The sequence below is a fragment of the Paraburkholderia sediminicola genome (assembly GCF_046030555.1).
Classification (GTDB): domain Bacteria; phylum Pseudomonadota; class Gammaproteobacteria; order Burkholderiales; family Burkholderiaceae; genus Paraburkholderia; species Paraburkholderia sediminicola_E.
The window spans coordinates 1-14,640 of record NZ_JAQQCH010000024.1; the positions used below are offsets into that span (position 1 = coordinate 1).

11 protein-coding genes are annotated in these 14,640 nt (G+C 61.1%); 9 read left to right on the plus strand and 2 right to left on the minus strand.

From position 1 onward, the window contains the following. Positions 1-78 precede the first annotated feature (78 nt). Positions 79-1,275: a M20 aminoacylase family protein gene (locus PQQ52_RS27485; protein WP_408218420.1), complete on the minus strand. Its 1,197-nt coding sequence runs from the start codon at positions 1,273-1,275 to the stop codon at positions 79-81. Positions 1,276-1,453: 178 nt separating this feature from the next. On the opposite strand from PQQ52_RS27485, the gene PQQ52_RS27490 reads away from it, so the two are divergent. Both PQQ52_RS27490 and PQQ52_RS27495 read left to right on the plus strand, forming a co-directional pair. Beyond that, positions 1,454-3,532: a molybdopterin-containing oxidoreductase family protein gene (locus PQQ52_RS27490; protein WP_408218423.1), complete on the plus strand. Its 2,079-nt coding sequence runs from the start codon at positions 1,454-1,456 to the stop codon at positions 3,530-3,532. A 147-nt stretch (positions 3,533-3,679) separates the two neighbouring features. Next, complete coding sequence (locus tag PQQ52_RS27495) at positions 3,680-5,353, plus strand: long-chain fatty acid--CoA ligase (protein WP_408218425.1); 1,674 nt, start codon at positions 3,680-3,682, stop codon at positions 5,351-5,353. Between the two features lie 211 nt (positions 5,354-5,564). Here PQQ52_RS27495 and PQQ52_RS27500 read toward each other — a convergent pair whose 3' ends face one another. Further along, entirely contained in the window at positions 5,565-6,734 is a 1,170-nt protein-coding gene (locus PQQ52_RS27500; RefSeq protein WP_408218427.1) for a porin, read from the minus strand. A 302-nt stretch (positions 6,735-7,036) separates the two neighbouring features. On the opposite strand from PQQ52_RS27500, the gene coq7 reads away from it, so the two are divergent. The 7 genes from coq7 (at position 7,037) to PQQ52_RS27535 (ending at position 14,637) form a co-directional block, all read left to right on the plus strand. Then, positions 7,037-7,669: a 2-polyprenyl-3-methyl-6-methoxy-1,4-benzoquinone monooxygenase gene (coq7, locus tag PQQ52_RS27505; protein ID WP_408218429.1), complete on the plus strand. Its 633-nt coding sequence runs from the start codon at positions 7,037-7,039 to the stop codon at positions 7,667-7,669. 408 nt (positions 7,670-8,077) lie between these two features. Then, positions 8,078-8,506: a division/cell wall cluster transcriptional repressor MraZ gene (gene mraZ / locus PQQ52_RS27510; protein ID WP_006053203.1), complete on the plus strand. Its 429-nt coding sequence runs from the start codon at positions 8,078-8,080 to the stop codon at positions 8,504-8,506. 15 nt (positions 8,507-8,521) lie between these two features. After that, positions 8,522-9,475: a 16S rRNA (cytosine(1402)-N(4))-methyltransferase RsmH gene (gene rsmH / locus PQQ52_RS27515; RefSeq protein ID WP_408218432.1), complete on the plus strand. Its 954-nt coding sequence runs from the start codon at positions 8,522-8,524 to the stop codon at positions 9,473-9,475. Next, positions 9,472-9,822 carry a cell division protein FtsL gene (ftsL, locus tag PQQ52_RS27520; protein WP_408218435.1) on the plus strand — a complete coding sequence of 117 codons (351 nt, stop codon included), beginning with the start codon at positions 9,472-9,474 and terminating at the stop codon, positions 9,820-9,822. Before rsmH ends, ftsL begins: the two co-directional genes overlap by 4 nt. Next, entirely contained in the window at positions 9,819-11,684 is a 1,866-nt protein-coding gene (locus PQQ52_RS27525) for a peptidoglycan D,D-transpeptidase FtsI family protein (protein WP_408218438.1), read from the plus strand. The genes ftsL and PQQ52_RS27525 overlap by 4 nt, the downstream gene beginning before the upstream one ends. After that, positions 11,681-13,228, plus strand: coding sequence for a UDP-N-acetylmuramoyl-L-alanyl-D-glutamate--2,6-diaminopimelate ligase (locus PQQ52_RS27530; RefSeq protein ID WP_408218440.1), 1,548 nt, complete (start codon positions 11,681-11,683; stop codon positions 13,226-13,228). The genes PQQ52_RS27525 and PQQ52_RS27530 overlap by 4 nt, the downstream gene beginning before the upstream one ends. Further along, positions 13,225-14,637 (plus strand): UDP-N-acetylmuramoyl-tripeptide--D-alanyl-D-alanine ligase, encoded by a 1,413-nt coding sequence (locus PQQ52_RS27535; protein WP_408218443.1) that lies wholly within the window; start codon positions 13,225-13,227, stop codon positions 14,635-14,637. Before PQQ52_RS27530 ends, PQQ52_RS27535 begins: the two co-directional genes overlap by 4 nt. The last annotated feature ends 3 nt before the right edge of the window (positions 14,638-14,640 follow it).

Here is a 14,640-nt window from a genome sequence, read left to right on the forward strand (position 1 = left end):
GACCTCACAGCGCGTCACACATCAACACGCGTGACGGTGCCCAACGTACAAGCCGTCGACCAGCTCCACCCAATCGTCTTATTTTTCTTGTGCGAGGAATCGTTGCGCCAGCCGCACCCAATACGTTGAGCCGATCGGCAAAAGCTCATCGTTGAAGTCATAGCTCGCGTTATGTAGCATGCAGGGCCCGGCACCATGTCCTGAGTCCCGGTGCCCACCGTCGCCGTTGCCGAGAAATGCATAACAGCCCGGCTTGGCCAGCAGCATGAACGAAAAATCCTCGGCACCCATTGTCGGCTCGACCGCGTCATCGACATTTTCCGCACCCACTATTTCCTTCATGACCGTCGCAGCAAAGCGGGCCTCTTCGCTACTGTTGATGGTCGGCGGATAGTTACGGTGGAAGTGGATATCCACAGTGCAGTCGTAAGCCTCGGCCGTACTTTCGGCGATCTTGCGCATGCGCGCTTCGATCAGATCAAGCGTTTCGGTGGTAAAAGTCCTCACGGTACCAGCAATCCATGCATCGTCCGGGACGACATTGAGGGCATCGCCGGCGTGGATCTGGGTGACGGAAAGCACTGCGGTATCGAGCGGCTTCTTGTTTCGCGTGATGATGCTCTGCAACCCGTTCGCGATCTGCACCGCCGTAAACACGGGGTCGCGACCATTGTGCGGCAGTGCGGCGTGCGAACCCACGCCTTTGATTTCAATGCGAAATTCGTTGCTGGACGCCATGATCGGGCCTTCGGTCACACCGAAGTGGCCCGCCGGCATGCCCGGCCAGTTGTGAATCCCGAAAACCGCATCGACGGGAAATTTCGTGAACAGGCCATCGTCGATCATTGCCTGCGCGCCGGCACCGCCTTCTTCTGCAGGTTGAAAGATGAACACGATCGTGCCATCAAATTCGCCGTGCTTGACCAGATGTCGCGCCGCGCCGAGCAGCATCGCGGTATGTCCGTCATGGCCGCAAGCGTGCATTTTGCCGTTGTTCTGCGAGCGATGGTCGAAGCTGTTTAGCTCCTGGATCGGCAGCGCATCCATGTCGGCGCGCAGTCCGATCGAGCGTGATCCGTTGCCGCGCTTCAATATTCCGACTACGCCCGTTTTGCCTAATCCGCGATGAGTTTCGATGCCCCAGGACTCAAGTGTCCTGGCAACCAGATCCGCTGTGGCGGTCTCTTCGTAACGCAGCTCAGGGTGTGCATGAATCGTTCGGCGGAGGGTCTGAATTTCGCCGTGGGCGGCCTGGATTTCGGGGATCAGTTTCATGATGGTGCGCTTGTGCTTTGCTTTGCGTGGAATCGCTCGGGGCCATATCGCCCGGGCACGTTGATAACCGATTCTACGCCGAAGGCGTTTTTGGCGGGATCGCGCAGGTCAACGGGCAATGAACGTAATAAAATCCGGGATCGCCTCACCGCTTATCGCTCTCCTGGACGGATCGCCGATGAATGCTCCGACTGAATTTGCCCGCGCGGTGTGCCCGCACGATTGCCCTGATACCTGCGCGATGCGTGTGACCGTGGAAAACGGACGCGCGATCAAAGTCGTCGGAGATCCCGACCATCCTCCGACTCAAGGTGCGCTATGTACCAAAGTCAGTCGCTATGCCGAGCGGGTTCATCATCCGCATCGATTGACGACACCGATGAAGCGCGTCGGCCGCAAAGGCGAAGGCCGTTTTGAGCCGATCAGTTGGGATGAGGCGTACGAGCTAGCTGCAGCGCGTCTCTCGGAGATCGCGGACCGAGCGCCAGAAGCCATCATGCCGTACAGCTACGCGGGCACGATGGGTCTGGTTCAGGGCGAGAGTATTGCGCAGCGGTTCTTTCACAAACTCGGCGCATCGCAGTTAGATCGCACGATTTGTGCTGCCGCCGGTGCGGCGGGGCTGAAATACACCTACGGCGCCAGCCTCGGCATGCTCACCGAGTTTTTTGCCGAGAGCGAGGTCATTCTGATCTGGGGCTCGAATCCCATCGCGTCCAACCTGCACTTCTGGACGCGCGTCCAGGAAGCGAAGCGTCGCGGTGCACGGTTGATCGCCATCGATCCGTACCGGTCACTGACGGCGGAAAAATGCCACCAGCACATCGCACTGAAACCCGGAACCGACGGTGCTTTAGCGCTCGGCATGATCAATGTCCTGGTGACGGAAAATCTGCTCGATGACGCCTACATCACGGCCTATACGCTGGGCTTCGCTGAACTCAAGGCCCGCGCGCTCAGCTATCCGCCGTCACGTGCCGCACAAATTTGCGATGTCGATGAGCAGGTGATCATCGATCTCGCGCGCCTTTATGGCAGCACGAAAAAGGCCGCGATCCGGATGAACTATGGTCTGCAACGGGTGCGTGGCGGCGGCAACGCCGTGCGCGCAATTGCCTGTCTGCCTTCGCTGACCGGCGCATGGCGCGAGCGGGCCGGGGGTGTGTTGCTGTCGTCGGGTGGATGGGCACCGGTAGATTCGCACGCGTTGCAGCGCCCGGACCTGATGCCGGGCTGGCCGGCGAAGGCGTCGCGCGTCATCAATATGAACGCAATCGGCGACGCCTTACTGCACCCGGGCGACGCCATGTTCGGCCCGAAAGTCGAAGCGATCATCGTCTATAACTCGAATCCAGTGGCGGTCGCGCCGGATTCGGAGCGGGTCGCTGCAGGTTTTGCACGAGAGGATCTGTTCACGATCGTGCTCGAGCACTTTCAGACTGACACAGCGGACTACGCCGATCTTCTTTTGCCTGCCACAACACAACTCGAGCACCTCGACGTGCACAAGTCGTACGGACACACGCACGTGATGGTCAACTTGCCGGCGATCGCGCCGGTCGGCGATGCACGCCCGAACACGGAGATATTTCGCGGTCTCGCGCGTCACATGGGTCTTCAGGAGCCGGCGCTTTACGATAGCGACGACGCTATCGCACAGTCGGCATTCCGCTGGAACGACGCAACGCTGCAAGGAGTCAGCTGGGATTCGTTAAGGGAAACCGGCTGGGCAAAGCTGAACCTGCCTGACGCGCCATTCGCTGAGGGTGGCTTTCGCACGCCGTCCGGGAAATGCGAGTTCTTTAGCGAGCGCCTTGCGCAGCAGGGGCTCGATCCGTTGCCGGATTATCTGCCGCCTTACGAATCCGCAGATGGTGCGCCTGCGCTTGCCGCCCGCTACCCGCTTGCAATGATCTCGCCGCCGGCCCGCAACTTCCTGAACAGTACCTTCGTCAACGTTGAAAGTCTGCGCTCGACGGAAGGCGAGCCGCACCTGGACATTCACCCGACCGACGCGCGGCAGCGAAACATTGCCGACGGCAATCAAGTGCGCATATTCAACGATCGCGGCGCGATGCACGCGCGAGCCCGTGTTACCGACAAGGCACGTCAAGGGCTCGTGGTCGGCTTGTCGATCTGGTGGAAAAAACTCGCGCCCGACGGCTGCAATGCCAACCAGGTCACCAGCCAGGCACTCACCGATCTGGGCGGATCGGCCACGTTCTACGACTGCCTAGTCGAAGTCGAACGCGCCTGAAAACCTGCTCAAAAATCTCGCTGCTATGGCTCTCAACGGGTTCGAGGCTGCAGTCTAACCCAGCCGCTTTTCGCGAATAGCAAAGGGGTGCCCATGCTACGATGCGTTTTTAGCACGACCATTCGAAAATAAAGGAGGAGACGCTGCATGGACAAAATCTGGCTGAAATCTTATCCGCCCGGCGTTCCCGCAGAGATCGACCCGACCCGCTATACGTCCGTCGCCGAACTGCTCGAAGAAGCCTTCCGCGACTACCGCGCCAAACCGGCGTTCGTCTGTATGGGTAAGGAGATCAGCTACGGCGAGCTTGACGTGCTGTCGCGCAAGCTGGCCGCTTGGTTTCAGTCGCAGGGCCTTGCCCGCGGCGCGCGCATCGCAATCATGATGCCGAACGTGCTGCAATATCCAGTGGCGATTGCCGCGATCTTGCGCGCGGGCTACGTGGTCGTGAATGTGAACCCGCTTTACACTCCGCGCGAGCTCGAGCATCAGCTCAAGGACAGCGGCGCGGAAGCGATCATCCTGCTCGAAAACTTCGCTGTCACGCTGCAGGCGATCGTGCGCAATACGGCGGTCAAGCACGTCGTCGTCGCCGCAATGGGCGATCTGATGGGTGTGAAGGGCGCGCTGGTGAACTTCGTCGTGCGTCGAGTGAAGAAGATGGTGCCGGCGTGGAGTCTACCGGGCCACGTCAAGTTCAACACCGCAGTCGCCGAGGGTGGCCGCCAGAGTTTCAAACCGGTTCAGCAAGGTCCCGACGACGTCGCGTTTCTACAGTACACGGGCGGCACGACCGGCGTGGCCAAGGGCGCGACGCTCCTGCATCGGAACCTGATCGCCAATGTGCTGCAGTCGGAAATCTGGCTCGATCCGGTTCGCGCTAACCGCACGGACATCGATCAGTTCATCACGGTTGTCGCGTTGCCGCTTTATCACGTCTTTGCGCTGACGGTTTGCGGGCTTCTGACGATCCGTACTGGCGGCCTCGGCGTGCTGATTCCAAATCCGCGCGACATCCCCGGCATGATCAAGGCACTGGAAGGCTATCCGATCACGACGATTCCCGCCGTCAACACGCTGTACAACGCGCTGCTGAACAGCCCTGACTTCCACAAACTCGATTTTTCGAAGCTGATCGCAGCAAATGGCGGCGGTATGGCTGTGCAGGAAGCCGTCGCCAAGCGCTGGTTCGAGCATACGCATACGCCGATCATTGAGGGCTATGGTCTGTCGGAGACATCACCGTGCGTCACCTGCAATCCGGTCACCGTCACGGAATATAGCGGCACGATCGGGTTGCCGCTGCCGTCGACGGAAATCTCGATTCGCGACGATGAAGGCAACGAGGTGCCGCTCGGCCAGCCGGGAGAAATCTGCATCCGCGGCCCGCAGGTGATGGCGGGTTACTGGAACCGTCCGGACGAAACGGCCAAGGTTATGACACCGGATGGCTTCTTCAAATCAGGCGACGTCGGTTTAATGAACGAAAACGGCTTCGTTAAGATCGTGGACCGGAAGAAGGACATGATTCTGGTCTCCGGTTTCAACGTGTATCCGAACGAAATCGAAGACGTAGTCGCCAAGATGCCAGGGGTGTTCGAAGTCGCCGCGGTCGGCGTGCCGGATCAGCATTCGGGCGAAGCGGTAAAGCTGTTTGTCGTGAAAAAGGATCAGGCGCTTACTGATGCGGACATCTTCACCTACTGCAAAACGCAGTTGACTGGCTACAAGCGGCCGAAGATCGTCGAATTCCGGACTGAGTTGCCCAAGAGCAATGTCGGCAAGATTCTGCGTCGCGAGTTGCGCGACGGCCGGGCATAGGCGCATCACGCGTATCAAGTCCATCGTCCAGACCAAAGTCGACCAGAAGTAACGCATTGCAGGAGAGACAGAGCAAGGCCCGGCAGATGAAAGTCTTCCGGGCCTTGCTCTTTGGCCGCCGCACGCTAACCGGTCGACGTGCGCGCCGCGCGCAGCCATAAAAAAAGGCGCCCGAAGGCGCCTTTGAGGCAGACTGCTTTATTACGACTTATTAGAACTTGTGGCGAATGCCGACGCGAGCTGCGAGTTGGTTCTGGTTCGACGAACCCGTCAGGCCGTTGATGCCGGCCGTTGCGTCGACCGTAGCGCCCGCTGCATTCAGCGTTTCGCCCAGAGCGTGTTGGTACACGCCAATCACGTACACGTCGGTACGCTTGGACAGGAAGTAGTCCACGCCAACCGAGCCTTGGTGGTACTGAGCACGCGATGCGCCGTTGATTTCCGCGCCGCGCGTGTAGTCATACGCTGCGCCGACCAGCAATGCCGGGGTCAACTGATACTTGAAGTTGAGTTCGGCGTTGTTGAACGTAGCCGTCTGACCCTTGAACGGCGACGTGAACGAAGCGCCCAGGTTGCCGAAACGGATGTTCGAGTACGTTGCACCGATCGTTGCTGCGCCGAACGTGTATGCGCCGCCTGCACCGATCACCTGGTAAGTGTTAGCCGATGCGAAGCCAGCGTACACCGGCGACGTCACAGCTGCGTTCGCTGCCGTCGTCGTGCCGCCGTTGTTGAACAGGCCACCCGATGCCGACGGGGTGCGCGCGTTCAAGTAGCCGACGCCCAAGACCAACGGACCGTTGTTGTAGCCAGCGCCCAACGACCAGATCTGGTTCGACGTGACGTTGCCAGCAACGCCGCCGAAGCTGTACGTGCCGCCGAACGTCAGGCCGCCGTAGTTTGCGCTCGTGTACTTGACCGTGTTGTTGGTGCGGTACGCGTTGTTGAAGTTGTCGATGTCACCCGGGTGAGCAGCGATGTAGCCACCCCATTGGTCACCGGCTTCCAGCGGACCGACGTAGTCGACGACGGAGTCGTACTGACGACCCAGCGTGACCGTGCCGAGTTGGCTCGACAGACCGACGTAAGCTTGACGACCGAACATCAGGCCGCCTTGACCCAGCTTGCCGTTGTTCACGTCAAAGCCGTTTTCCAACACGAAGATTGCCTTCAGACCGCCGCCCAGATCTTCCGTGCCGCGCAGGCCGAAACGCGAGCCTTGCAGAACGCCGCTGGACAGGTTGTACAGGTGCTTGCCACCCGAGTTGGTGTTGATGTTGAAGCCTTCGTCAATGATACCGTACAGGGTCACGCTGCTCTGTGCATGTGCGACGCCTGCGAATGCGCCCAGTGCTGCGAGAGCGAGAAGCGACTTTTTCATCGAATGATCTCCAAGGATTACGAATCTTTTGTACAAGGCGAATATTTATGTAGCGTTGAGGCCTTGCAGGTCCAACTTCGCGAGAAGTTGCACGTAATGTAACAAAAGGCATACATGCCACAAAGAAAAAGGAGATGGCCAGGACGGTTCCTGTTTCGTTTACGCAACATGGTCTAAAATCCAGAATTGGCCGCTGGGTTCGCCCGAATTCGCGGTTCGCGGAACACCGGTTTTGCCCTGCAAAGCCTTGCCACGCGGACCTGCCGGCGCGGCAGGGCGGTTGTCGAATCAGGGAGTGCTGAATGTTTCTGGACGAGTTAATTAGCGAGTTTGATCGGGGTTTACGCTCAATGACTGGCGTGTCGCGGATGAGTCGTCCGTTGCCAGTTCCGCAAGAATCGGCGGCGGAGCCTGCCGAGCTCTCCCCGGCGGAACGCGCGCATGCGGCCGGCTTGATGCGTGTGAACCATGTCGGCGAGGTGTGCGCCCAGGCGCTTTATCAGGCTCAGAAACTCGCTACCAGGTCGCCGTCTTTGCGAGCCGTGTTTAATCACGCTGCCATGGAAGAAGAGGATCATCTGGCGTGGACCGCCAAACGGCTCGAGGCGCTCGATTCGCGTCCAAGTCTGTTGAACCCGCTTTGGTATACAGGTGCGTTGGCAATTGGCCTCGCGGCAGGTCGCCTGGGTGATCGGGTGAGTCTGGGCTTTATGGCCGAAACCGAACGTCAGGTCGAACAGCATCTGGATAGCCATCTGGATCAGTTACCCGCGGCCGACCGCGAGTCGCGTGCGATCGTCGAACAGATGCGCGTGGACGAAGCGGAGCACGGGAAATCCGCCATGGACGCAGGTGGCGTCGAGTTGCCGTTTCCTGCGCGCGCGTTCATGCGGGCAGTATCGAAAGTCATGACACGTACCGCCTATTACATATAAGTTCGAGACGTCTGCTCACGCACTGTCTGAGAGTGGGACGGCGCTTCGCGCGCCGTCCGCCCGAAATACCCGGAACGCCAGCAAACATCTTCCAATCCCGCTTCACGATCTCTTACATTCCGCACCTTTCCCTCGCACTTTTCACGTATCACCTTCACAAGTTTCACTAGCTCATTCATTTATAACGGTTTTCCGTTTTATGTCTGATGTGAAGGAGTCGCGCTAAGTCCTTGTTCTAACAAACAAAATTCGCTCGAAAAGCGCGTATCTCCCTTGACCCCTGTTTAGCGTTACTCTAAAGTGGGAGACAGTGTGAGAAAGTGTATTTTTGTGTGATCTCACAGGCGGTTTCGGGTAGATTTTCACGAATCGGGCAGCCGGCGCAAAAACGCCGCAAGGGAGAATGAAGTGTTCCAAGGGGCGTCGGCGCTGACGCTCGATGCGAAAGGGCGGATGTCGATTCCCTCTCGCTATCGGGATGCGCTGCAAACACAGGCAGAGGGCCGGGTGACGATCACCAAGCACCCTGACGGCTGCCTGTTGCTCTTTCCGCGCCCGGAGTGGGAGATCTTCCGCGACAAGGTCGACAAGCTGCCTATGAACGCGGCCTGGTGGAAGCGCATTTTTCTCGGCAATGCCATGGACGTCGATATGGACGGTGCGGGCCGCGTGCTCGTGTCGCCGGAATTGCGCGCGGCCGGCTCGCTGGAGAAAGAGGTGACGTTGCTGGGCATGGGTCGTCACTTTGAGTTGTGGGACGCACAAATTTACGCAGCAAAGGAACAGGCAGCGATCGCTGAGGGCATGCCCGAAGCGTTAAAGAATTTCACGTTCTGATCGCGGACTACATATATGGCACCTGCGATGAGAAACGAATTGCAGCATCGCACGGTGCTGCTGGAAGAGGCGGTCGAAGCGCTGGTTACGCGCGCGGACGGCGTTTATGTGGACGGTACGTTCGGGCGCGGCGGTCATAGCCGGCTGGTGCTGGAGAAGCTGGGTGAATCGGGGCGCCTGATTGCGTTCGACAAAGACCCGCTCGCCATCGCCACGGCGCAACAGATTACCGATCCGCGCTTTGGCATCGTGCACGAGAGTTTTGCTTCACTGCGTGACGCGATTGCGGAGCGCGGAGTAGGGCGGGTGTCGGGCGTTTTATTGGATCTGGGCGTGTCGTCGCCGCAAGTCGACGATCCGGAGCGGGGTTTCAGTTTCCGCGCCGACGGCCCGCTCGATATGCGGATGGACCCGACGCGCGGCGAGTCCGCTGCTGACTGGCTGGCGCGGGCCACGGTGCAGGAACTGACGGAGGTGATACGAGATTATGGGGAAGAACGGTTTGCTTTTCAGATTGCAAAGGCGCTTGTTGCTCGCCGGGCAGAGTCCGACCGTCTTGGGCCTCTCGTCAGCACGGGCGAGCTTGCCCAAATCGTGGCTAACGTCGTCAAAACCCGTGAGAAGGGCAAGGATCCGGCAACCCGCACCTTTCAAGCTATACGGATTCACATCAATCAAGAGCTTGCGGAGCTGCAAGTCGTTTTAGAAGCAGCGTTGTCGCTGTTGGAGCAAGGGGGGCGGCTGGTGGTCATCAGCTTTCATTCGCTCGAGGACCGGATCGTCAAGCGATTCATGCAGGCGCACGCCAGTACGCCTACTGTGGATCGCCGTCTGCCGATTCGTGCAGTCGATCTGCCGAGCCCTCCGCTCAAAATCATTGGCCGCGTGTTCGCCAGCGACGCTGAAGTCGCCGCGAACCCGCGTGCCCGTTCTGCCGTGATGCGTGTGGCGGAGCGGATTGCACCATGAATCGCGTCAATATCTTCCTGCTGATGATCGTGATGGGCTGCGCTTTGTCTGTCGTCAACGCAACTAATCAGCAGCGTCAGATCTTTATCCAGTTGCAGCGCGCTCAGTCTCAGGAGCGTCAGTTGCAGCAGGATTATTCACAGCTTCAATATCAGCAGAGCGCGTTGTCGAAGACTTCGCGGATTGAGCAGATCGCCACTGATTCCCTGAAGATGCAGGCGGTCACGACTGGCCGTACGCAGTACCTGACGCTCGACCCGGGCGCCGCCAAGGCTGAGGACGCGCCGATCCCGACTTCCGGCCCGGCCTCGGCGCCAGCTGCGACCGGTCGCGGAGGCGTGCGATGAAAAAATCGTCGACTCGCAAAAGCGTCGCCTTTTCGGCGAACCCGATCCTGTCGGTGCGTTTGCCCATGTGGCGCTCGAAACTCGTCGTGTTCATGCTGTTTATGGCGTTTGTCGCGCTGACCGCGCGCGCCTTCTGGATTCAGGGCCCCGGCAACGCCTTCTATCAGAAACAGGGTGAAATCCGTTACCAGCGCCGCCTCGAGCTGCCGGCCACGCGCGGCAAGATTCTCGACCGCAACGGCCTTGTGCTCGCCACAAGTCTGCCGGTGCGCGCCATTTGGGCGATTCCCGACTCGGTGCCGGACGACTTGGGCGCCGACAAACTGAATCAGCTCGGCAAGCTGCTCGGCATGACGAACAAGGAGTTGCGCACCAAGCTCTCCGAAGACAAGAACTTCGTCTACGTGAAGCGCCAGGTGCCGGTCGACGTCGCCACGAAAGTCACCGCGCTGGACATCCCCGGCATTTATGCGCGCGACGAGTACAAGCGCTTCTATCCGGAAGGCGAGATCACGGCTCACCTGATCGGCTTCACCAATGTGGAAGACGAAGGCCAGGAAGGCGTCGAACTCGGCGACCAGAAGTTGCTGGCCGGCGTGTCGGGCAGCCGCCGCGTCATTAAAGACCGCATGGGCCACATCATCGAAGATGTGGACGAGCAAGTCGTGCCGCACAACGGCCAGGACGTCGATCTCTCGATCGACAGCAAGATCCAGTACATCGCTTATACGAACCTGAAAGCGGCCGTCGAGAAATTCAAGGCGAAGGCTGGCGCGGCGATGGTGATCGACGTGCGGACCGGCGAGGTGCTGGCGCTAGTTAACTACCCGACGTACAACCCGAACGACCGTTCGCACCTCACGGGCGATCAGCTGCGCAACCGCATTCTCACGGACACCTTCGAACCGGGTTCGATCATGAAGCCGTTCACGGTGTCGCTCGCGCTCGACCTGCACCGCGTGACGCCGACTACACTGGTAGATACGGGGCCGGGCCGCTTTGTGCTCGACGGTGCGCCGATTACCGACGACAGCGCGTTCGGCGTGCTGACGGTGGGTGGCGTGATCCAGAAGTCGAGCAACATCGGCGCGACGAAGATCGCCATGCAGCTCAAGCCCGAAGAGATGTGGAATATGTACACCAGCATCGGTCTCGGCCAGGCGCCGAAGGTCGGCTTCCCGGGCGCGGCGGCGGGCCGCTTGCGTCCATGGAAGAGCTGGCGCCGTATCGAGCAGGCGACCATGTCGTACGGCTACGGCCTGTCGGTGTCGCTGTTCCAGTTGGGCCGTGCATACACCGCGATCGCGCATGACGGCGAGATCATGCCGGTGTCGATTTTCCGTACGCCTGGCGATCAGCCTGCAACGGGGCCGCAAATTTTCGCGCCCACCACCGCTCGCGAAGTGCGCGCCATGCTCGAAACCGTCACGGCGCCGGGTGGCACGTCGCCGGACGCGGCTGTGCCGGGCTATCGCGTCGGCGGCAAGAGCGGTACCGCATACAAGCACGGCGCTCACGGTTACGACCACTCCAAGTACCGCGCGTCGTTCGTCGGCATGGCGCCGATGCCGAATCCGCGCATCGTCGTCGCCGTGTCGGTCGACGAACCGACGGCGGGCAGCCACTTCGGCGGTCAGGTGTCAGGGCCGGTGTTCTCGGCGATCGCCGGCGATACGCTGCGCTCGCTGAATGTGCCGCCGGATATGCCAGTCAAACAGATGGTCGTGTCGGACGATTCGGCGCCTGCCGCACCGAACGCACCACCCTCGCCCGCAGTGGTCAAGAAACTGTCCACCAGCAGTGGCGCGAAGAAGATGACGATCTCCGCCAACGCGAGAAGCCATCCCGGAGTTGTGCGATGAGCGCGCTGCGTAAGAAACACCCAGCGCACCGGCAGATCGCCGCTGCACTCAACTGGCTGCACGCTCGCGTGCAGCCAGGCGCGCATCTGCACGCCGACACGCGTTCGATCGCTGCCGGGGACGCGTTCTTCGCCTACGCGGTCGACGGTGCGGACAACCGCTCGTTTATTAACAGCGCGATCGAGCGTGGCGCTGCAGCCGTGCTCGTCCAGCCCGAAGGCTTTAGCGACGCGATCGATCCGTCCACGACGCTGGCTGTGCCCGCGTTGAACGAACTCGCCGGGTCGATTGCGAGCGCCTGGTATAACGATCCGAGCGACGGCATGCTGGCGGTCGGCATCACCGGCACCAACGGCAAGACTTCGTGTAGCCAGTGGATTTCCGCGGCGCTAACCGCGCTCGGCAAACGTTGCGCGATCATCGGCACGCTCGGCACAGGTCTGCCGGGTCAACTCGTACACACCGGTTTCACGACGCCTGACGCGCCGCAACTGCAACGCAGTCTCGCGCAGTTGCGCGATGCGGGTGCTCAGGCGGTGGCGATGGAAGTGTCGTCGCACGCGTTGCATCAGGGCCGCGTGAACGGCACGGCGTTCGACATCGCCGTGTTCACGAATCTCACCCAGGACCATCTCGACTATCACGGCACGTTCGAAGCCTATGAAGCCGCGAAGGCGCGGCTGTTCGCCTGGCCGGAATTGCGCGTGGCGGTAATCAATCGTGACGATGCCGCTGGTCGCCGTCTGCTTGCCAGCACGCAAGGCCACGCTCGCACGATTGCGTATGGACTCGACGAAACGCTGAAAGGCGCGCCGCAAGCCGATGCCTTATTGCTCGCTTCGAATGTGCGCGCAACCGCGACTGGCACCGCGTTTCATCTGACCACATCAGACTGGGGCAACGCCGAAGTCGAAGTGCAAACGCTCGGTGCATTCAACGTCAGCAATCTGCTCGGCGTACTCGGCGCATTGCTCGCTGCCGACGTGCCGTTCGACGCGGCGCTCGCCGAACTCGCGAAGCTCGAGCCGGTAAACGGCCGCATGCAACGTCTCGGTGGCCGCTTGCAAAACGACGAGCCGCTCGTCGTCATCGATTACGCGCACACGCCGGACGCGCTCGAAAAGACACTCGAAGCCCTGCGTCCGATGGCGGCTGCACGAGGCGGCGAACTGATCTGCATGTTTGGCTGCGGAGGCGACCGCGACGCGACCAAGCGTCCGCTGATGGGCGCGATCGCCGAGAAGATTGCCGACGGTGTGGTCGTGACAAGCGACAACCCGCGCAGCGAAGATCCGCAGTCGATCATCGAGCAGATCGCCGCAGGCATGAAAGACGCGTCGAAGGCGCGGCGCATTGAGGACCGCGCGAGCGCGATCCTGCAGGCGATCCGCACCGCCGCACGCGAAGACGTCGTCGTGCTGGCCGGAAAAGGGCATGAGGCAACACAGGAAATCATGGGTAAGAAGCGCGCTTTCTCCGATCAGGACCATGCTCGCCTTGCGCTCGCCGCGCGGGCGACGCACGCACGCGGGGGTGGCGAATGAAAATGTTCTCGCTGCGTGAAGCCGCCGCGCTGATCCCCGGCGCAACCGTGCTGGGTGACGACAGCGTCACGTTTGAACGTGTGTCGACCGATAGCCGTAGCGCCGGTCCGGGCGACCTGTTCGTCGCGATCAAGGGCGACCGTTTCGACGCGCACGACTTTTTGCCGGAAATCGCGTCGCGCAACGTCACGGCAGCGCTGGTGACGCGCACGCCGGGCGACTGGCACGTGCCCGCGTTGCGTGTGGCCGATACGCGTGTCGCGCTCGGCGCACTCGCACGCGGCTGGCGTCGCAAGTTCAGCATGCCGCTCGTCGCCGTGACGGGCAGCAACGGCAAGACGACGGTGAAGGAAATGATCGCGTCGATTTTCGCCGCTGCGGTCGGCGCAGACGCACGTCTCTTGACTGCGGGCAATTTCAACAACGATATCGGCCTGCCGCTCACGCTGTTCCGTCTGCACGCCGCGCATCAACTGGCGGTGGTCGAACTCGGCATGAACCACCCGGGTGAAACCTCGTTGCTCGCGAAGATCGCCGAGCCGACGGTCGCGGTGGTGAACAACGCACAGCGCGAGCATCAGGAGTTCATGGCGACGGTCGAAGCCGTCGCGCTCGAGCATGCGAGCGTGATTCACGCGCTCACGCCGGAAGGTGTCGCCGTGTTCCCGGCCGACGACGCCTACGCGAGCATCTGGCGCGTCGCGGCAACGGGCAACCGCATCGTCGACTTCGCTTTGAACACCGCTGGGCGCGTGACCGAAGCCGCAGTAACCGGCACGTTCGCGGGCAATGAACTGAGCATCGACACGCCGGAAGGCCACGTCGACGTGACACTGCAAGTGCTCGGCAACCACAACGCGCACAACGCGTTGGCCGCGACTTCAGCGGCGCTCGCCGCAGGTGTGCCGCTCGACGCGATCAAGCGCGGTCTCGAATCGTTCGGTGCAGTGAAGGGCCGCTTGCAGGTGAAGCACGCCGCGCTCGGCACGCTCGCTGGCGCAACCGTGATCGACGACACCTACAACGCGAATCCCGACTCGATGCGCGCGGCGATCGACGTGCTCGCATCGCGCGAATCGCCGCGCGTGCTGGTGATGGGCGACATGGGCGAAGTCGGTGACAACGGCCCGGCGTTTCACCGCGAAATCGGTGCCTACGCCAAAGAACGCGGCATCGACGCGCTGTACGCCATGGGCGACGCTTCGCGCGACGCCTGCACCGCGTACGGCACGGGCGCGCATCACGTCGCCGATGTCGGCACGCTGGTCGCGCAATTGCAGCAGGCGGGTTTCGGCCCTGCTGCAACGCTTCTCGTGAAAGGCTCGCGCTTCATGCAAATGGAGCGCGTGGTGGACGCCGTAACGAGTCCACAACCCAACGCAGCGGGCAGTACGCCTGCTGCACATTGAAAT